This window comes from Roseateles sp. GW821-FHT02E12 (assembly GCF_059421665.1).
In genome coordinates, this window is the sequence record NZ_JBWKVK010000002.1 from 1,095,039 (window position 1) to 1,113,676 (window position 18,638).

The window sequence follows — 18,638 nt, forward strand, 5'->3', positions numbered from 1 at the left end:
GAATCAGGTTTTGTCGCCGAGCAGGCCCTGGGGGCGGACCAGCAGCACCAGCAACATCAAGGCGAAGGGCAGGGTGGCCGCGAGGCTGGAGAGCTTGAGCGTGAGCAGGCCACCCACGCTCTCGGCCCAGGCACCGGCACCCAACACGGCGAACACGTCTGCGAGGCTGCGGTCCACGCTCACGGCCAGCGAGGTCATGACGCCGATCAGCAGCGAGGCCAGCATGGCGCCGCCCAGCGACCCCAGCCCACCGACCACGACGACGACGAAGACCATCACGCCGATCTCCAGCGCCATGTTCGGGCTGGTCGTGTAGAAAGCGCCGGCGATGGCCCCGGCCAGCCCGGCCAGCGCAGCGCCGACGCCGAACACGCCCATGAACACCAGCTGCACGTTGTGGCCCAGCGCCTCCACCATGCGCGGCTTGTAGATGGCCGAGCGCACGATGATGCCCACGCGCGTGCGCGTCAGCAGCAGGTAGAGCGCCGCGAACATCAGCAGCGCCACGCCACCCATCAGCAGCCGGTACAGCGGGTACTGCTGGCTGCCGATGACGAAGGCCGGGCCGTCAAGCAGCGGTGGCACGTGGTAGTCGACCGGGAAGTTGCCGAACAGCAGCTTGATGGCCTCGGCGACGATGAAGGACAGGCCGAAGGTCAGCAGCAGCTCGTGGGCGTGGCCGTGATGGTGGACGCGCCGCAGGAAGAAGCGCTCCACCACCGCGCCCACGCCGCCGGCCAGCAGCGTCGCCAGCACGACCGCGGGGCCGAAGCCCAGCAGGCCCTGCAGGCTGTAGGCGAAGTAGGCGCCCAGCATGTAGAACGACGCGTGGGCGAAATTGAGCACGCCCATCATTCCGAAGATCAGCGTGAGCCCGGCCGACACCATGAAGAGCAGCAGCCCGTAGATGAGGCCGTTGAGCAGCCCGAACAGCAGTGCTTCCATCGCGGTCAGGACGGGCGTTGCATCTTGCAGGAAGCCTGCACGGGCATGGCGGCTTCCTCGGCGCTGTAAACGCGCACCGGCTTGAAGCCCATGTCGGTGCCGTCGACCTTGTACTTGGCGTCCTTGGACACGGTGGACACCACCAGCGGCAGCAGCAGTTGGTGGTCGGCGGCGCGCATGCTCATCTCGCCCATCGGCGTCTTGATGCGGGCGGCTTCCATCGCGCGGGCGAACGCGTTGACGTCGAGTGCACCGGCCACGGGCTTGGTGCGCTTGAGGGCATCGGCCACCATGTCAAGAGCAAACGCGGCCTGTGGCTCGACGAAGACGGGCGCGTGGCCCATCTTGGCCGTGTAGTCGGCCATGAAGCGAGCGCCCTCGGCGCCGCCGGCCTCGCCGTTGAAGACGTGGGCAATGAAGTGGCCCACGGCCGTCTCGCCCGCATTGCTGACGTTGCCCGGCTGATCCAGGAACACGGTGCCGAAATCGGCCTTCAGGCCGGCGGCCTTGGCGGCCTTCATCATCAGCAGCAGGTCGTTGGACCAGTTGCCGGTGATGACCGTCTCGGCGCCCGAGGCGCCGATCTTGGCGATGTAGGGCGCGAAGTCCTGGATCTTGTTGGTGTCGTGCAGGGTCTTCTCGACGACGGTGTAGCCGCCCGCCGCCGCGTTGTCGACGATGGCGCGCTCCATGTCCTGGCCCCAGGAGTAGTTCTGGTTGATCGAATAGACCTTGGTGCCCAGCGCCTTGGCCTGCTTCATGCCCTGCACCAGGACCTTGGTGCGGACCTGGGCATTGCCGGTGAGGCGGAAGTGATGGAAGTTGCACTTCTCGCCAGTGAGTTCCAGCGCCTCGGCGCCGACGTTGATGAAGGCGATCTCCTTGCCCGCGTTGCGCAGGTTGTGCTTGCGCACGTCCTCGGTGATCTGGCCGGCAATGGCCGACGAGGCCCCTTGCACGACGATCTGCACGCCGTCGGCGATGGCCGCCTTGAGCTTGTCTGACGCGCCGGTCGGGCCGCCCTGGTTGTCGTACTCGACGAGTTGCACCGGCTCGCCGTTCCACCCACCGGCGGCATTCATCTTGTCGATGGCGTAGCGCACGCCGGCGCGGAAGGTCTGGCCCGTCGAGGCCTGCGGGCCGGACAGGGTTTCCAGCAGGCCGATCTTGACCGGCGCTGCGTGGGCGGAGGTGGCGAGCAGCAAGGCCGCGGGAAGGGCCGCAAGGCGGAATGAATTCATGGTTTGTCTCCTGTTGTAGATATGAAGGTCAGAGGTATTCGACGTTGCCGTCCACGCTGATGACTTGTCCGGTCAGGTTGCGTGCGGCCTGCGAGGACAGGAACAGCGCCATCGCGGCCACGTCGTCGGCGGTCACCATGCGGCGCAGGGAAATCTTGTCGAGGTATTGCTGGCGCATCGCGTCGGTGCTGAGCCCCAGGGCGGCAGCGCGCGCGGCGATCACGCCGTCCATGCGCTCGCCCTCGACGACGCCGGGCAGGATGGCGTTGACGCGGATGCCCAGGGGCCCGAGCTCGATGGCCAGCGATTTGGTCAGGCCGACGATGGCCCACTTGCTCGACGCATAGGGGGTGCGGAAGGCATAGCCCAGGCGGCCGGCCACCGAGCCCATCGAGATCACGCAGGGGTTGCCGCCGGCGGCCTTGAGCATGGGTACGGCGCGGCGCGCGAAGTAGTACTGACTGTTGAGGTTGACGGCGACGGTGCGCTCCCAGCCGGCCGCGTCGATGTCCTCGATGGCGCCGGTGGGGCCGGCGATGCCGACGTTGTTGATCAGCACGTCCAGCCCGCCGAGGTGGCTGCGCACGTCGTCGAACACGGTGTCCACGTCGGCGGCGACGGAAGCGTCGGCCATGCTGCCGGTGATGCCGGGCGTGCCGGCCACCAGGCGGTCGAGGGCGCTGCGGTCCACGTCGCAGATGTGGACGCGGCTACCTGCGGCATGGAAGGCGCGGGCGATGGCGGCGCCGATGCCGTTGGCGCCGGCGGTGACCAGCACGCGCAGGCCGGGCTGCGGGCAAAGGGTGTCGTGAAGGGGCATGGGCACGGAGCGAGAAAACGTGGCGGAAGTCTGCGCAATCGCCTCGTCCAACCCTATGTGGTGGGCGCACACAAAACCCCCGGTTCCGTTGTGTTCGAGTGCCTATGGAAGCGCTGCCGCGCCTGGAAACGCTCTGGTAGCCTTCGCCTCCCTTGATGACGGAGGCCCCTCCTTGGACACCGGCGAGCAGTTCGCGCGTGCACTGATCGGCATGCTGCACAAGGGTGCGGCGGCCGAGGACTTCGCCCAGCGCCTGGCCGACGCCGAAGCGCTGCCCGCAGGCGCCGCCGACAAGAACGCGCAGGTCGAGGCCGTGCGCATGGCGATGGCGGTGCGCAACCGGCTGGAACTGCTGCAGCAGCGCGAGCAGGGCATGCTGGCGGTGATGGAGTCGGCCCAGGACCTGTCCGGCCGGCTGGAGCTGTCCAACCTGCTGGCGGCGCTGGTCTCGCGCACCCGCAACCTGCTCGGGGCCGACATGGCCTGGATCTCGGAGCTGGACGAGGAGCGCGGCGTGTTCCAGTCGCTGGCGGCCGAAGGGGGCCAGACCCAGAACTCCGTGGGCATGGGCATACGCAGCGACCGCGGCACGGCCAGCGTCGTGATGGCCACGCGCATGCCCTTCACCACGCCCGACTATCTGCACGACACGCGCTTCCAGCATGACCCGCGGTTCGACGACATCTTCCGCGCCGAAGGCATCTGTGCGCTGGTGGGCGTGCCGCTGATCTGGCAGGACAAGGTGATCGGCCTGCTGTTCGCCGCCGACCGCTACCACCGCGTGCACACCGCGCAGAACATCGCCGTGCTGCGCACGCTGGCCACCCATGGCGCGGTGGCCCTGCGCAATGCGCGCGACTTCCAGCGCGTCCACACGGCGCTGGGCAAGGCCGACGAGGCACGCGCCGAGCTGGAACGCCATGCGCGCGGCGTGCAGGCCGCCGCGGATGCGCATGAGCGCATCACCTCGCTGCTGGCGCGCGGGGCCTCGCTGGCGACGCTGTGCCAGACCGTCGCCAGCCTGCTCGGTGGCGCGCTGCTGGTGCTGGACGAGGCCCTGCAGATCATCAGCCGCGGCGCGGCGGAGGGCTATGCCGGCAGCGGCGCCGAGCGCTACGAGCCGCATGGCAGCCACAGTGCCGCGCTGTCCGCCGCGCTGCGCCAGGCCCGCCGCGACGGGCGCTCCGTGGTGGCCTACGAAGTCGATGGCGAGGTCTGCCGGGTCATGCCTGTCATTGGCGGCGACGACGTGCTGGGCACGCTGGCCCTGTTCCATCGCGGGCCGCTGGAGGAGGTGGCGGAGCGCACCTTCGAACGCAGCTCCAGCGTCATCGGCATCGTGCTGCTGTCGCAGGAGCGCCAGGAAGCCAGCAAGAGCCGCGACATGTCCTCGCTGCTGCGCGCCCTGGTGTCGCCGCGCCAGGACGAGATCGCCGTGCTGACCAACCGCGCCGAGCGCTTCGGGCTCGACCTGGCCCAGCCGCTGACGCTGGTGACCGCCGAGCTCGACGGCCTGGGTGCCAGCTATGCGGCCCGACACCTGCTGCAGCTCGCAGCCATGGAGCGTTGCCTCATCGATGAGATCGACGGCAGCCTGGTCATCCTGTGCATGGCCACGCGTGCGCTCGACGTCAGGCAGGCACTGGCCGCCTGGGCGCGCCGCGAGGCCGGCGCAGCGCACCGCGGTGTGCTGTCGCGCCCGACCGCCTCGCTGGCGGAACTGCCGGCGCTCTATGCCACGCTCAAGCGCGCGCTGGGTGTGCTGGCCCGGCTGGGCGTGCAGGGCCAGTTGGTGGGGCAGAACGAGCTGGCTCTTTATTCCACGCTGTTCGAGACCCACGACCCGAACAGCCTCGGCCAGTTTCTGGAGGCCTGCATCGGGCCCTTGCTCGAACACGACCGCAAGCGCAGCACCGACCTGGCGGCCACGCTGCTGTGCTACTTCGAGAACAACCAGAACGCCAAGATCACGGCGCAGCGCCTGGACATCCATGTCAACACGGTGCGCTACCGGCTGACGACCGCCGAGGACCTGCTGGGCCATTGGGGGCAGGCGGCGCGCGCGCTGGAGATCCACATCGCGCTGCGGCTCTGGAGCCTGCGCGGCTGAGTCTCCGCCAGCGAAGGCGGGCGTAACAGTCCGGCCAGCACGCCTCGAATACGATGGACCGGTCCTCCATCGGCAAAGGCCCTGCCCATGCGATGCCTCGGCATCATGATCATGCCCACCCTTGCGGCCACTACTCATGCGGACGCTCAGGAATGCGAGCGACTCTGCAACACGCTGGCCCAGACCTTGCCCGCTCAGGACGGCAAGCCATGACCCCGATTCAGCAATGGCATGCCACCCGCAGCCTGCGCCTGCTGCTGCAGACGCTGCGCGACATGATGGTCTCGATAGGCCCTCTGCTGCTGCTCGGTGGAGGCCTGCTGGTAGCGGCCTACTGGTGGCTGGATCCGCAGCCGCCGCGCCAGGTGAGGCTGGCCACCGGCCCGGCCGGAAGCGCCTACGCCGGCTTCGGTGAGGGCTATGCGAAGGCGCTGGCGCGCGAGCGCATCCAGGTGGAGCTCATCGCCAGCGAAGGCGCGCAGGACGATCTGGCCTATCTGCGCGCGGGCAAGGCCGATGTGGGCTTCGTACGCGGCGGCATGGCCGATCCCGCGGCCGATACCGAGGCCGGCATCGTCTCGCTGGGCAGCCTGTTCTACGAGCCGATCTGGATCTTCTATCGCCGCGATCTCGGCATCGCGCGCCGCCAGCCCGGCGGCGAACTGCAGCGCCTGGGCCAGCTGCGCGGCCTGCGAGTCAATGTGGATCAGGACGGCAGCGGTGTACCGCAGATTGTTGAGAAGCTGCTGGCGCTGAACCAGCTGAAGCCGACCGATCTGCAGCTGTCCAATCTGGCGCCCGACGCCGCCGGTGCGGCCCTGCGCCAGGGCCGGCTGGACGCCACGGTGCTGATCTCGGCGCCGCAGGCCGGCCTGATCCGCGCGCTGCTGCGCGACCCGGCCATTGCGCTGATGGCCTTCGAGCAGAACGAGGCCTATTCGCGCCACCTGCCGTTCCTGTCCACCGTGAGCCTGCCGCGCGGTGTGGTGGACCTGGCGGCCGATTTGCCGTCTCACGACGTGCCGCTGCTGGCCACCACCACCGCACTGCTGGCGCGCGAGCAGACGCACCCTGCGCTGCGCCAGCTCTTCGCGCAGGCGGCCCTGGGCCAGCACAGCGAGGCCGGCTGGTTCAATGGCGCGCGCGACTTCCCCAACACCCGCACCAGCGAGCTGCCGGTCAGCGCCGAGGGCGACCGCGCGATCAACGGCACGCCGTCGGCCTGGGCGCGCTACCTGCCTTTCTGGGCCGGCAATCTGCTGGAACGCATGTGGCTGGTGGTCGGCGGCCTGCTGGTGCTGATGCTGCCGCTGTCGCGCGTCGTGCCGCCGCTCTACACCTTCCGCGTGCGCTCGCGCGTGTTCCGCTGGTATGCGCGGCTGCGCGAGGTGGAAGCAAAGCTGGAAACCGGCACAGGCGAGCGCGACGCTTTGCTGAACGAGTTGGACGAGCTGGACCGCGTCACACACCGCATTGCAGTGCCGCTGTCCTATGCCGAAGAGCTCTACGCGCTGCGCAACAACATCTATGCGGTGCGCAAGCGTCTGCTGGCGCAGCGGTCCCGGCCAACAGACGGACCGAGCGACTGATCAACGAGCTTTTCAGTGCCGCGTCAATTCGGCCTGAAATGCCCTGTTGGCAAGAGCGCACAAGCGCCGACGCCAATCCTTGTCTCCAGCCCACATGGGCCCGCACCTCTGTGCCCGACAGACTTCCCTGCCACACGCCGCCCCGGCGTGACACACGACAAGAAGGCAGGAGACGATGCGCACCCCCACTCCCCACGCCCGTGGCCGACGGTTCGGCCTGACGCTGCTGGCCCTGGCCTGCTGCACCCTCGCGAACGCGCAGGCCACCGATGCGAAGCCGGCGGACAGCACCGCGGACAAGCGCAAGGCCGAGCCCGAGAAGCTGGAGACCGTGACGGTCAATGCGTCACGCCGCGCCGAGCCGCTGCAGACGGCGCCGCTGTCCGCCACCGTGCTGAGCGGCGACGACCTGCTGAAGGCCGGCGTCAGCGTGCTGGAGCAGCTGCAGTTCGCCACGCCTTCAGCGGCGGCGAACAACTTCGGCCAGGGCCTGAACGTCACCATCCGCGGCATCGGCAAGGCCGAGACCAACACGCAGACGACCACCGGCGTCATCACCTACCGCGACGGTGTCGCCACCTTCCCCGGTTACTTCACGGCCGAGCCCTATTACGACATCGCCTCCGTGCAGATCCTGCGCGGCCCGCAGGGCACCTTCGGCGGTCAGAACGCCACGGGGGGCGCGGTGCTCGTCGACTCCAACGACCCGGTCATCCAGGGCGGCGTGCACGGCTATGTGCTCGGCCAGGTGGGCAACTACAAGGAGCGGGCCGCCCAGGGCGCCGTCAACCTGCCGATCAACGACACGCTGGCGGCCCGTTTCGCCTTCAACACCGAGAGCCGCGACAGCTTCTACACCGTCACCGGCCCCTACACCGGCGACCACGGCGAGCTGCGCACCAAGAGCGCCCGCCTGGGCCTGCTGTGGAAACCGACGCCTTCGCTGTCTGTCCTGTTCAAGATCGACTACAACGACCTCGACTTCGGCGGCTACCCGGCCGACCCGGTGAACGCGGCCAACGATCTCTTCACCGTCACCTCCAACGCCGACCAGCGCGCCCGCGACCGCTTCGGCCGCTCGGTGCTGAAGCTTGAGTACAGCTTCGACGACGGCACCCGGTTGCGCGCCATCACCGGCTACCAGCGCGGCAACACCGCCTATGCCGGCGACCTCGACGGCACGAGCGTCGGCAAGTCCGTGTTCTTCGACTCGACGGACGAGGCCCTCTACTCGCAGGAGTTCAACCTCATCTCGCCCGATGCCGGCCCCGTGACCTGGGTGCTCGGTGCCTACGCCAGCCGTGACACCTACACCGTGCTGCCGGGCAACCTGTTGAGCGGCGTGCCGGGTAATCCGCTCACGGAGTACCGGTTCAGTGGCGACACGCCCCGGCGCACCCGTGCGGTCTTCGGCCAGCTGGGCTACCAGTTTTCCGAGGGGCTCAAGCTCGTCGCCGACGGGCGCTATTCCACGACCCACCATTCGCTGAACCTCGACATCCTGCAGTTCGGCCTGCCGCTGACGCAGCGCCAGTCGACCAAGTTCAAGGGCTTCTCGGGCAAGGCGGCGCTGAACTGGGCGGCCAGCGAGCAGCATTTCCTCTACGGCTTCGTCGCAAGCGCCAACCGCCCGGGCGGCCTGAACGTGCCGGTCGGCCTCGGCGAAGCCTCGCCCTTCGAGGCGGAAAAGGTCACGTCGGTGGAGGCGGGCTGGAAGGCAAGCTGGCTGCGCAACCGCGTGCACACGCAGGTGGCGGCCTTCTACAACCACTACAAGAACTTCCAGGTCACCATCGGCTACCCGACGCTGCCGGTCTTCGGTGTCGAGGTCAACACACCCAATGCGAGCCGCATCTACGGGTTCGAGGGGCAGCTTCAGGCCCAACTCGCCGAAGGCTGGGCGCTGCGTGCCAACCTGGGCTGGATGCACAGCGCCCTGGGCCGCTTCTTCGCCACCGACCCGCGCGTGCCGGCCGTCGCCAAGTGCGATCCCCAGCAGGGGCCGGCGAGCGCGAGCTGCATCGCGCTCGAGGGGCACCGCCAGACCTACGCGCCAGAGCTGACGGCCAGCGTCGGCGTGGAGCGCCGCTTCGTCCTCGGCGACACCGTCATCACGCCGCGCATCAACGTCGGCCACATCGCGTCGCAATGGGCCACGCTGTTCGAGAACCCCGCGCTCGCGGACAAGCTGGGCAGCCGCAACCTCGTCAGCGCCCAGATCGATCTGGAGCAGGGCGATCTGACAGCCAGCCTGTACAGCACCAACCTGACGGACCAGCGCTATGTCTCGACCATCGGGGCTGGCCTTCGACATGTCGGGATGCCGCGTCAGTACGGCGTGCGCCTCACCCAACTGTTCTGACCACGCCAACCTCTCATGACCCCCAGCCCCCGCACCGTCGCACTGGCGCTCTCTGCCCTCGTGGCTCTCTTCATCACGGGTTGCGCCACCGTCGCGGCAACACCCGTCCCACACCCGAGAGCCTGCACCGAAATGGCGCTGCTGAGCGTGAGCGCCGACAGGATCGGCCTGCCGACCTCGGGCGCCCGCGTGACGTCGGCGACGCCGGTCGCCGCATCGGGAGCCAGCCCGGCCTTGAAGCCCGAGCACTGCCTGGTGTCCGGCGAGATCGCGCCGGTCGACGCCGAGGCGCCCGCCATCAAGTTCAACCTTGCGCTGCCCACGGCCTGGAACGGCAAGGCGCTGATGTTCGGTGGTGGCGGGCTGAACGGCAGCATCCCCAACGTGGTGGGCAATGTGCCGGCCGGCCCGATCGACCAGCCGCTGCCCATCGGCCGTGGCTACGCCACCTTCGGCAGCGACTCCGGCCACCAGGCCAATGCCCTGGGCAGCCTCGACGCGTCCTTCGGCGTCAACGACGAGGCGCTCGCCAACTACGCGGGTGACGCGCTGAAGAAGACGCGCGACGTGGCGGTCGCATTGATCGCCGCCCGCTACGGCCGCGCGCCCACCAAGGCCTACTTTGCCGGCGGCTCGACCGGCGGCCGCGAGGCTATCAAGGCGGTCCAGCGCTGGCCGGCCGACTGGGACGGCGCCATCTCCTGGTACCCCGCCAGCGCCGGCATGGTCAGCATCCTGGGCGGGCAACGGATGAATCGTGCGCTCGCCCAGCCCGGCGCCTACCCCAACGCCGCCAAGCGCGACGCGTTGTTCCGGGCCGCGCTGCAGGCCTGCGACGGCCTCGACGGCGTGGTGGACGGCCTCATCAGCCACCAGGACCGCTGCAACGCCGTCTTCGACCCGTCGACGGCGCAGCTCGACGGCCGGCCGCTGCGCTGCGCAGGCGGCGCGGACACGGGCGACAGCTGCCTGTCCGACGCGCAGATCACCGCAATGAAAGTCATCGACACGCCGACCCGGCTGGACTACCTCGCCAGCGGCGAAACCCGGCACCCGGGCTACAACATCTGGGGCGCCGACACCGGCATCTACACGCGCACCCAGGCCATCGAACCCATCGTCAGCTTCCTGGCCTTCAACAGGTCGGCGCCGGCGCGGCCCATGCCGCCGGACGCGCCCTACATCAGCATCTATCTGGACCAGTGGCTCAAGCACCACGTCACGCGCGACCCGTCCTTTGACGCGCTGTCCCTCGACCCCGAGAACCCCGGCGCCTGGGCATCGCGGATCAGCCTGCTGAGCGCGACGATGGACAACCGCACGGACCTGTCGGCCTTCGCGGCCAGGGGCGGCAAGCTGCTACTGGCGCATGGCCTCAACGACGTGCTGGTCAGCAGCCGCACGACACGTGCCCTCTACGACAGCTGGCTCGCGCAGCTGGGTGCGCTGCCGCTGCGCGGCTTCACCCGCTACTACGAGGTGCCGGGCTACAACCATGCCGCCAGCAGCGTGTTCAACGCCACCTGGGATTCGCTCACCGCGCTGGAGGCCTGGGTCGAGCAGGGCGTGGCACCCGAGCGCCAGGTCACCACCGATACCGTGGGCGTGCCGGGCCGCCAGCGCCCGCTGTGCGACTACCCGCTGTGGCCCCGCTACCGGGGCGCGGGCGACGTGAACGCTGCGGCTTCCTTCGTCTGCACCAACCGATGAAGCCCGTCACCATCCTCGGTGCCGGGCTGATGGGCCACGGCATCGCCCAGGTGTTCGCGCGTGCCGGGCACCCCGTCGTGCTCACCGACCCGGATGCCGCCGTGCTCGGCGCGGCGGTCGCGCGCGTCGAGCGCAATCTGCGCGACGAGGGCGTGGATGCCGCGCCCGTCGTCGCGCGCATCACCGTCGAGGCCAGCCTCGAAGCGGCCGTCGCCCGAGCCGAACTGGTCATCGAGGCGGCGCCCGAGCGGCTGGAGCTCAAGCAGCAGCTGTTTGCCCGCGTCGCGGCGGCCGCGCCGCCGCAGGCCATCCTGGCCAGCAACACGTCGGTGATTCCCATCACCCGCATCGGCGAGGGGCTGGCAGCGGACGCGCAGCGCCGCCTCGTTGGCACGCATTTCTGGAACCCACCGCACCTGATCCCGCTGGTGGAGGTGGTGCGCACGGCCTGCACCGCCGACGAGGTGTTCGATGCGGCCTTCGACTGGCTGGCGGCCGTGGGGAAACGACCCGTCAAGGTGCTGCGTGACGTGCCAGGCTTCATCGGCAATCGGCTGCAGCACGCGCTGTGGCGCGAGGCCATCGGCCTCGTCGAAGAGGGCGTCTGCGACGCCGAGGCCATCGACCTTGTCGTGAAGCACAGCTTCGGCCTGCGCATGCCGGTGCTCGGGCCGATGGAGAACGCCGACCTCGTCGGCCTGGAGCTCACGCGTGCCGTCCACCAATTGCTGTTCCCATCGCTGCGCGCTGACACGACCGCCTCGCCGCTGCTGGACCGGCTGATTGCCGCTGGCCAACTCGGCATGCAGTCGGGCCAGGGCCTGAGGGCCTGGCCCGAAGGAGAGGCCGAGGCTGTGCACCGGCGCCTGGCTGCCCATCTCTTCGAGAAGGGCTAGCGGCGGCGGCTTTGGGTGCGACTCCGTCAGTGTGAGAGGTGCACATAAAACAGTCCAGTTTTATGTCATCGGATCACAGGTAAACGGCGACTTTGCTTGCCGCCGGTCTGCTAGCCTCGCCATCCCAACGTTGCCACCCGCCCCATGGAGACTGCCCAGGAGATTGCCGCCGAGTTGATCGACCTGTTGCACCTCGGCGCATCGGCCGATGAGTTCGCGACGCGCCTGGCGCACGCAGAAGCCCTGCCTGAGACCCCGGCCAAGGCAGCGCTGGTGGAGAGGGTGCGCATGGCGATGGCGGTACGCAACCGGCTCGAGCTGCTGCAGCAACGGGAGCAGGGCCTGCTCGCCGTCGTCGAGTCGGCGCAGGACCTGTCCAGCCGGCTCGACCTCGACGAGCTGCTGCGCACCATCGTTCACCGTGCCCGTGCGCTGCTGGGTGCCGACCTGGCCTGGCTGTCCACCATGGACGCCGCTCAAGGCGTGTTCCGCGCCCTCGTGACCGAGGGCTCGCTGGCGCCCAACACGGCATCCATGGTGGTGAGCCGTGATCGCGGCGTCGTCAGTGTCGTGATGTCCAGCCGCCAGCCCTTCACCACGCCCGACTATCTGAACGACAAGCGCTTCACCCATGACGCCAGGCTCGACGGCGCATTCCTGGAGGAAGGCATCACCGCGCTGGCCGGCGTGCCGCTGATCTGGGCGGAGGAAGTCATCGGCCTGCTCTTCGTGGCCGACCGCTACCCGCGCGTTCATACGGCACAGAACCTGGCCATCCTCAGCACCCTGGCCACGCACGGTGCCGTCGCCTTGAAGAACGCGCGCGACTTCGGGCGCGTCAACACCGCCTTGCGGCAGGCAGACGAGGCTCGCGCCGCGCTCGAAAGCCACGCGCGAGACGTGCAGACCGCCGCCGACGCCCACGAGGAAATGACCTCGCTGCTGGCGCGCGGCGCCTCGCTGGCCACCTTGTGCCAGTCCGTCGCGCAGCGCCTCGGCGGCAGCGTGCTGGTGCTGGACGAGGCCGCGCAGGTCTTGAGCCGGGGCAGCGCCACCGGCTACGGCGGGACCGCCGCCGCAGCCTATGCGCCGCATGGCGAGCGCAGCGCCGAGCTGGCCGCGGCACTGCGCCAGGCGCGGCAGATCGGGCGTTCGGTGCCGGCGTTCGAAGTGGGCGAGGAGAGCTGCCGCGTCATGCCGGTGATCGGCGGCGACGGCGTTCTGGGCGCGCTGGCCTTCTTCCACGCCGGCGCGCTGTCGGAGCTTGCCATCCGCACGCTGGAACGCAGCTCCAGCGTCATCGGCATCGTGCTGCTGTCGCAGGAGCGGCGCGAGGCGGCGCAGAGCCGGGACGCTGCCGCGCTGCTGCGCGCCCTGGTCTCGCCGCGCCAGGACGAGCCGGGCGAACTGGCCGACCGTGCGGAGCGCTTCGGCCTCGACCTGGCCCAGCCCCTGTCACTGATCCTGGCCGAGCTGGAGGGGCCGGGCAGCGGCTATGCGGCACGTCGGCTGCGACAGATGAGCGCGCTGGAGCGCAGCCTGGTCGAAGACATCGACGGCACCCTCGTGATCCTGTGCGCGACACCGCGCGCCCAGGACGTGCGCCAGGCCCTCGGTACCTGGGCGCGCAGCGAGGCGGGCGCGGGGCATCGCGGTGTGCTGTCGCGGCCCATGAACAACGCGGCCGAACTGCCGGCCGTCTACGCGACGCTCAGGCGGGCGCTGGCCGTGCTGGCGCGCCTGGGTGTGCAGGACCAGGTCATCGGCCAGAACGAACTGGCGCTCTACTCCACGCTGTTCGAAACCCATGACCCTGCCAGCCTGGAGCAGTTTCTGAGCGCCTGCATCGGCCCGCTGCTGGCCCATGATCGCAAGCGCCACACTGAACTGGCGGCGACGCTGCTTTGCTACTTCGACTGCAACCAGAACGCCAAGACCACGGCCCAGCGGCTGGACATCCACACCAACACCGTGCGTCAACGCCTCGCCACGGTGGAGGACCTGCTGGGCCATTGGGGCCAGGCGACGCGGGCGCTCGAGATTCACATGGCGCTGAGGTTGTGGAGCCTGCGCAGCTGAGCGCGCTTGCGGGTTGACGATCGAGTGGAATGAGCGCGCGGCGCTAAGGTGCGGTTACCGTCCGCGACTCAGCCCGCCGATGGCATGCGCCGTCGGCGGGCTTTTTCGTTTTGATTCCCCGGGAGTTCTCCCATGTCTCAACAGGACCGCCGCGGTTTCCTGCGCGGCCTCGGCCAAGCGGCCGGTGCCAGCCTGGCGCTGGCCAGCTTCCCGCCCGCCATCCAGCGCGCGCTGGCCATTCCTGCCCATCAGCGCACCGGCACGCTGCTCGACGTCGAACACATCGTCATCCTGACGCAGGAGAACCGCTCCTTCGATCACTACTTCGGCACGCTGGCGGGCGTGCGCGGCTTTGCCGACCCCTTCCCGGTGCCGGTCGTCGACCGTGCCGGCACCTTCCGCGGCAAGACGGTGTTCGTGCAGCCTCACGGCGGTGACACCAAGGCGCCGGGCGCGCCTGACCGGGGCATCCGGCGCACGGCCATCGCGCCCTTCCACTTGAACACGCAGCAGGACTTCTCCGTCATGCGCGTGGCCGGCACGCCGCATTCGTGGGCCGACGCGCAGGCCGCCTGGGACCACGGTCACATGAACAACTGGCCGGCCGCCAAGCAGGCGCATTCGCTGGGCTATTACCAGGAGGCGGACATCCCGTTCCAGTTCGCACTGGCGCGTGCCTTCACGCTGTGCGACCACTACCACTGCGCCACGCAGACCGGCACCAACACCAACCGCTTGTTCCTGTGGACCGGCGGCAACGACCCACTGGGCCTCTCCGGTGGGCCGTCCACCGACAACAGCCACGAACAGCTCGACGCCAACCGGGCCACCGACTACACGTGGACGACCTATCCCGAGCGCCTGCAGTCCGCCGGCATCAGCTGGCAGGTCTACCAGAACATGGACGACAACTACACGGACAACCCGCTGGCGGGCTTCCGTCCGTTTCGCGACGCATGGTTCGGTCATCCCGGCTTCTCGGTGCCGCTGCGCGACCGTGGCGTCACCACGCGCGACCTCGACGCGCTCAAGGCCGACGTGCTGGCCCACCAACTGCCGCAGGTGTCCTGGATCGTCGCGACGGCCGAGGGCTCAGAGCACCCGGGGCCGTCCAGCCCCGCCTCGGGCGCCGACTACACGGCCCGCGTGCTGGACGCGCTGACGGCCAACCCGGAGGTCTGGTCCAAGACCGTGCTGTTCATCAACTTCGACGAGAACGACGGCTTCTTCGACCACCTGCCGCCGCCGGCGGTGCCGTCTTACCAGGCCTATGACGCCGACCCGGCCAAGGCTGTCCTCGCCGGCGCGTCGACGGTAGACACGGCGGGCGAATACCACCACCTGCTCAACGGCAGCGACCCCACCTACCAGCACCGGCCCTACGGCATGGGTCCGCGCGTGCCGATGTACATCGTGTCGCCGTGGAGCAAGGGCGGCTGGGTCAACTCCCAGGTGCACGACCACACCTCGGTGATCCGCTTCATCGAGGCGCGCTTCGGCGTGCAGGAGCCGCTGATCACGCCGTGGCGCCGTGCGGTCAGCGGCGACCTGACCGGTTGCTTCGATTTCGCGCGCCCGCAGGACAGCGCCTTCGTGCAGAACCTGCCGGCCACCGCCGCGCTGCGCGCCCGGGCCCTCGCGCTGCAAGGCACCAAGAAGCCCGAGGCGCCCACCACCCTGGCCGCACCGGTGCAGGCGAGCGGCATCCGCATGGCCCGCGCGCTGCCCTATGCATTGCAGGTACAGGCCCATGCCAACAAGTCGGGCGTCACGCTGCGCTTCGAGAACTCGGGCACCGCCGGCGCCGTCTTCCACGTCTACGACCGCCTCGCGCTGGCCCAGCTGCCGCGCCGCTACACGGTGGAAGCCGGCAAGCAGCTGGACGGCATCTGGGTCGGCGCCGTAGGCACGGCCTATGACCTGTGGGTGCTGGGCCCGAATGGCTTTCACCGCCACTTCACCGGCAACCTGCCCAGGGCCGGCGCGACCCACGCCCAGCCCGCCATTCAGGTGCAGGCCGACATTGCCCACCTGGAGCTCGTGGTCGAACTGCGCAACGATGGCGGCAGGCCCTGCACCTTCGTGCTGCAAGCCCACCGCTACGGCACCGTGCCCGACCGCAGCTGGAACGTGCCCGCGGGCACCGCCCGCACCGTGCGCATCGCCGTGGATGGCGGGCACCGCTGGTACGACTACAGCCTCAAGGTCGCCGAGGTGGCGGGCTTCGGCTGCCGCCTGGCGGGCCACCTCGAGAACGGCGAGCCCTCGATCAGCGACCCCGCGATGGCCGGCCCCGCCGTGCTGGATCGGACCCGTCTCTGAGGCCAGCCAGAACGCGGCCCCATCCCGGGGGCCGCGCGGCTCTCAGGCTTGCGGTGCTGCCGCCCGCGCACGCCGCCTTGCAACGCCCAACAGCAGGGGCGCACCCAGGGCCGCCAGGACGAGCACGCTCGGCTCCGGCACCGGCGTGGCATTGATGACCGTCCCCGGCGGGCCGCTGCTCTGGCCGACCTGCCAGGCCGGGCTGGACTGGAAGTCGATGTTGCCCATGTAGTGCGAGGCACCATCCGCCGCCGCGGCCCAGATCGGGTCGACGAAGGCCGGCTCGTTGGACTCGGCCACGATCCAGTAGGTCGTGCCAGCGTGCAGCAGCGGGTGCGTGATGGAGCTGAGCGTTTCCAGCACAGGGGTCCAGCCGACCGCGCTGGTCGCATGCGCCCATGATTCCAGCATCGTGCCCGACGGCGCCACCGGCACCGGCCCGCCGCCGGCATCGGTCTGCAGCGAGATGTGCAGCGTGCGGCCGGGGGCGTCGAAGTCATTGCTCATCAGCCACAGCGAGACATCGTCGAAGCGGTAGTCCTGGCCGGGCGTGAAGGCGATGGCGACCGACTGGCCGACGAAGACGTCGAAGCCGTAATAACCCAGCCATCCACCGGGTGTGCCGGTGTCCAGCAAGGTGTCGGCACCCGCGGGGCTGACAAGGCAGAGGGCGCAAAGAGCCCCGGCAAGGCGCGTGCGCCAACGATTGACAATAGTCATGGATCCTCCGTTCAAGCTTCTGGCCGGAGGTCCATCCTCCAGCAACTCGCAGCCGATGCTAGGAGGGGCCAGTTGGCCAAGCTTGATGAAATCCTGACGATCGCCCCCTAGCTGATGTCGAGACAAACCCCCATGAAGGCGCTCGCGCTCGATGACGCAGGACTGCTGCAGGCCGACGGCCGGGCGCTGAAATTGCCGCCCAAGGAGCGTGCCGTGCTGCGGTTGCTGCTGGCGCGCGCGCCTGGCGTTGTGCGCAAGGACGAGTTTGCCCAGCAGGCCTGGGCGGGGCGCGAGATGTCCGACGAAAGCCTGGCGCGTTGCATCAGCCGCGTGCGCCACCTGCTGCTGCCGCGCGGCGTGATGGTCGAGGCCGTCTACGGCCTGGGCTACCGGCTGGTCGACCCGTCGACGCCCGCCCCGGCCGGGCCCAGCACCCAGGCGCTGGACAGCCACGCCCATGCCCGCCAGCTGATGCAGCAGCGCACGCCCGCTGCCATGGGCCTGGCCATCGAGCTGCTGCGCGCGCTGGTGCGCGACGAGCCCGGCTTTGCCGCGGCGCGCGTGGCGCTGGCAGACGCGCTCTCCATCGCCGTCGGTTGGGGCCAATTGACGACGCCCACAGCGGTCCAGGAGGGGTTGACGGCGCTCGAGGGCCTTGACGACGCTACTGCGGGCCTGCATGCCGCGCGCGGTGCGTTGCTGGACATGGCCTGGCGCTTCGACGAAGCGCGGCAATGCTTCGAGCAGGCGCTGGCGGCAGACGGCGACGGCACGGACACGCTGCTGGCCTTCGCCCGCCATCTGCTCTACACCGACGACGCCGCGCAGGCGGTCGACAAGCTGCGCCGCGTGCGCCAGCTGGCGCCGCATGCCTTGCACGTGCGCATGACGCTGACGCGCGCCCTGGTGCAGAGCGGCCGTGGCGCTGAAGCCGTGGCCGAGGCCCAGGCCACCGTTCGAGACAACCCCGGCCTGCTGCTGACGGTCGCCTTCTCGCTGGCCATCCAGTCCATGGTGGCGCCGCACCCCGAGCTGGAAGCCGCGGCGCTGCGACTGACCCAGGGCCTGGACACGCCGCCCTTCGTCTGGACCGTGGCGGCCTTCGTGCTGTCACGCCTGGGGCGGCGCGAGGCGACGCTGGACATCGTCGACACCGCGCTGCTGTGCTCGCGCACGACGGCCGGCGAGGCGGCGCTCTACGCAGCGCCACTGGCGGCGCTGGGCGAGTACGACCGGGCCAGCGGGCTGTTGCGCGCCGCCGTGGACGAGCGCTGCGGGATGATGGCCATGGTGCTGCGCGACCCGGCGCATGCCCACTGGCTGCCGCAGCACCCGGCGGGGCGGGCGCTGCTGAAGGACGTTTTCGGCACCTTCGCGGGCCGAGCGACGGGCCACCCCTAGCCGGCCCGCCTTGGGCGAGGGGCTCCCTTTCAGCGCCAGGCGCCGAGGATGCCACCCATCGCCGTGTAGGCCACCACCTGGTAGCCGCTGTTGATGAACCACAGCTTCAGCGAGCGCTGCTCGAACAGGTAGATGACGCCCAGCGACATCGCCACCCAGCCGATGCCGGTGGCGGCCCCCGCGAACAGGCCGAAGCTCAGCGTGGCCTTGGCGCCCAGGAAGGCCGCGAGGTTGAAGGACATGACCAACGCGGCAACAGCCGACAGGCCGAAGATGCGGCCCAGCGGCGGCTGCTGAATCTGCGTGTCGGTCATGCCGGCCTCGCGCGCCCAAGCCTTGGCGAACAGGATGGGCGAGTACCAGAGCCCGCCAATGGCGAAGTAGACGAGAGCTGCGCTGGCGATGGCCAGGTAGTTAAAGTGAATGTCTTCCACGCAGGGCTC

At 69.6% G+C, this 18,638-nt stretch carries 13 protein-coding genes; 8 read left to right on the plus strand and 5 right to left on the minus strand.

The genetic code is table 11. The features are described 5' to 3' along the window. Positions 1-3 precede the first annotated feature (3 nt). Genes AC07V5_RS15815 through AC07V5_RS15825 form a run of 3 tightly spaced genes read right to left on the minus strand, consistent with a single transcriptional unit; the run spans position 4 to position 3,006 of the window. Complete coding sequence (locus AC07V5_RS15815) at positions 4-945, minus strand: branched-chain amino acid ABC transporter permease (RefSeq protein ID WP_495116628.1); 942 nt, start codon at positions 943-945, stop codon at positions 4-6. Positions 946-950: 5 nt separating this feature from the next. Then, positions 951-2,186, minus strand: coding sequence for a branched-chain amino acid ABC transporter substrate-binding protein (locus AC07V5_RS15820; RefSeq protein WP_495116629.1), 1,236 nt, complete (start codon positions 2,184-2,186; stop codon positions 951-953). A 28-nt stretch (positions 2,187-2,214) separates the two neighbouring features. Beyond that, positions 2,215-3,006: an SDR family oxidoreductase gene (locus tag AC07V5_RS15825; protein WP_495116630.1), complete on the minus strand. Its 792-nt coding sequence runs from the start codon at positions 3,004-3,006 to the stop codon at positions 2,215-2,217. Positions 3,007-3,178: 172 nt separating this feature from the next. Here AC07V5_RS15825 and AC07V5_RS15830 point away from each other — a divergent pair, with 172 nt between their 5' ends. The 7 genes from AC07V5_RS15830 (at position 3,179) to AC07V5_RS15860 (ending at position 16,074) form a co-directional block, all read left to right on the plus strand. Next, a complete protein-coding gene (locus AC07V5_RS15830) occupies positions 3,179-5,116 on the plus strand; it encodes a helix-turn-helix domain-containing protein (protein WP_495116631.1) in 1,938 nt (645 codons plus the stop codon). Between the two features lie 209 nt (positions 5,117-5,325). Then, positions 5,326-6,705, plus strand: coding sequence for a TAXI family TRAP transporter solute-binding subunit (locus AC07V5_RS15835; RefSeq protein ID WP_495116632.1), 1,380 nt, complete (start codon positions 5,326-5,328; stop codon positions 6,703-6,705). A 175-nt stretch (positions 6,706-6,880) separates the two neighbouring features. Then, positions 6,881-9,067, plus strand: coding sequence for a TonB-dependent receptor (locus AC07V5_RS15840; RefSeq protein WP_495116633.1), 2,187 nt, complete (start codon positions 6,881-6,883; stop codon positions 9,065-9,067). Between the two features lie 15 nt (positions 9,068-9,082). After that, positions 9,083-10,777: a tannase/feruloyl esterase family alpha/beta hydrolase gene (locus tag AC07V5_RS15845; RefSeq protein ID WP_495116634.1), complete on the plus strand. Its 1,695-nt coding sequence runs from the start codon at positions 9,083-9,085 to the stop codon at positions 10,775-10,777. Continuing rightward, positions 10,774-11,673 (plus strand): 3-hydroxyacyl-CoA dehydrogenase family protein, encoded by a 900-nt coding sequence (locus AC07V5_RS15850; protein ID WP_495116635.1) that lies wholly within the window; start codon positions 10,774-10,776, stop codon positions 11,671-11,673. Before AC07V5_RS15845 ends, AC07V5_RS15850 begins: the two co-directional genes overlap by 4 nt. A gap of 144 nt (positions 11,674-11,817) precedes the next feature. Continuing rightward, positions 11,818-13,752: a helix-turn-helix domain-containing protein gene (locus AC07V5_RS15855; protein ID WP_495116636.1), complete on the plus strand. Its 1,935-nt coding sequence runs from the start codon at positions 11,818-11,820 to the stop codon at positions 13,750-13,752. Positions 13,753-13,884: 132 nt separating this feature from the next. Further along, entirely contained in the window at positions 13,885-16,074 is a 2,190-nt protein-coding gene (locus AC07V5_RS15860) for a phosphocholine-specific phospholipase C (RefSeq protein ID WP_495116637.1), read from the plus strand. Between the two features lie 42 nt (positions 16,075-16,116). Here AC07V5_RS15860 and AC07V5_RS15865 read toward each other — a convergent pair whose 3' ends face one another. Further along, positions 16,117-16,794 (minus strand): choice-of-anchor R domain-containing protein, encoded by a 678-nt coding sequence (locus tag AC07V5_RS15865; RefSeq protein ID WP_495116638.1) that lies wholly within the window; start codon positions 16,792-16,794, stop codon positions 16,117-16,119. A gap of 132 nt (positions 16,795-16,926) precedes the next feature. Here AC07V5_RS15865 and AC07V5_RS15870 point away from each other — a divergent pair, with 132 nt between their 5' ends. Continuing rightward, positions 16,927-18,195, plus strand: a complete 1,269-nt coding sequence (locus AC07V5_RS15870) for a winged helix-turn-helix domain-containing protein (RefSeq protein ID WP_495116639.1) — start codon at positions 16,927-16,929, stop codon at positions 18,193-18,195. Positions 18,196-18,224: 29 nt separating this feature from the next. Here AC07V5_RS15870 and AC07V5_RS15875 read toward each other — a convergent pair whose 3' ends face one another. Then, on the minus strand, positions 18,225-18,629 hold the full coding sequence (locus tag AC07V5_RS15875; RefSeq protein WP_495116640.1) for a DUF1761 domain-containing protein: 405 nt from the start codon (positions 18,627-18,629) through the stop codon (positions 18,225-18,227). Positions 18,630-18,638 lie beyond the last annotated feature (9 nt).

Excerpts from the sequence above, each read along its gene's own strand:
- AC07V5_RS15845 (WP_495116634.1), top strand. The coding sequence starts at position 9,083 with ATGACCCCCAGCCCCCGCACCGTCGCACTGGCGCTCTCTGCCCTCGTG.
- AC07V5_RS15850 (WP_495116635.1), top strand. The coding sequence starts at position 10,774 with ATGAAGCCCGTCACCATCCTCGGTGCCGGGCTGATGGGCCACGGCATC.
- AC07V5_RS15860 (WP_495116637.1), top strand. The coding sequence starts at position 13,885 with ATGTCTCAACAGGACCGCCGCGGTTTCCTGCGCGGCCTCGGCCAAGCG.
- AC07V5_RS15820 (WP_495116629.1), bottom strand. The coding sequence starts at position 2,186 with ATGAATTCATTCCGCCTTGCGGCCCTTCCCGCGGCCTTGCTGCTCGCC.
- AC07V5_RS15840 (WP_495116633.1), top strand. The coding sequence starts at position 6,881 with ATGCGCACCCCCACTCCCCACGCCCGTGGCCGACGGTTCGGCCTGACG.
- AC07V5_RS15870 (WP_495116639.1), top strand. The coding sequence starts at position 16,927 with ATGAAGGCGCTCGCGCTCGATGACGCAGGACTGCTGCAGGCCGACGGC.
- AC07V5_RS15865 (WP_495116638.1), bottom strand. The coding sequence starts at position 16,794 with ATGACTATTGTCAATCGTTGGCGCACGCGCCTTGCCGGGGCTCTTTGC.
- AC07V5_RS15835 (WP_495116632.1), top strand. The coding sequence starts at position 5,326 with ATGACCCCGATTCAGCAATGGCATGCCACCCGCAGCCTGCGCCTGCTG.
- AC07V5_RS15815 (WP_495116628.1), bottom strand. The coding sequence starts at position 945 with ATGGAAGCACTGCTGTTCGGGCTGCTCAACGGCCTCATCTACGGGCTG.
- AC07V5_RS15825 (WP_495116630.1), bottom strand. The coding sequence starts at position 3,006 with ATGCCCCTTCACGACACCCTTTGCCCGCAGCCCGGCCTGCGCGTGCTG.
- AC07V5_RS15855 (WP_495116636.1), top strand. The coding sequence starts at position 11,818 with ATGGAGACTGCCCAGGAGATTGCCGCCGAGTTGATCGACCTGTTGCAC.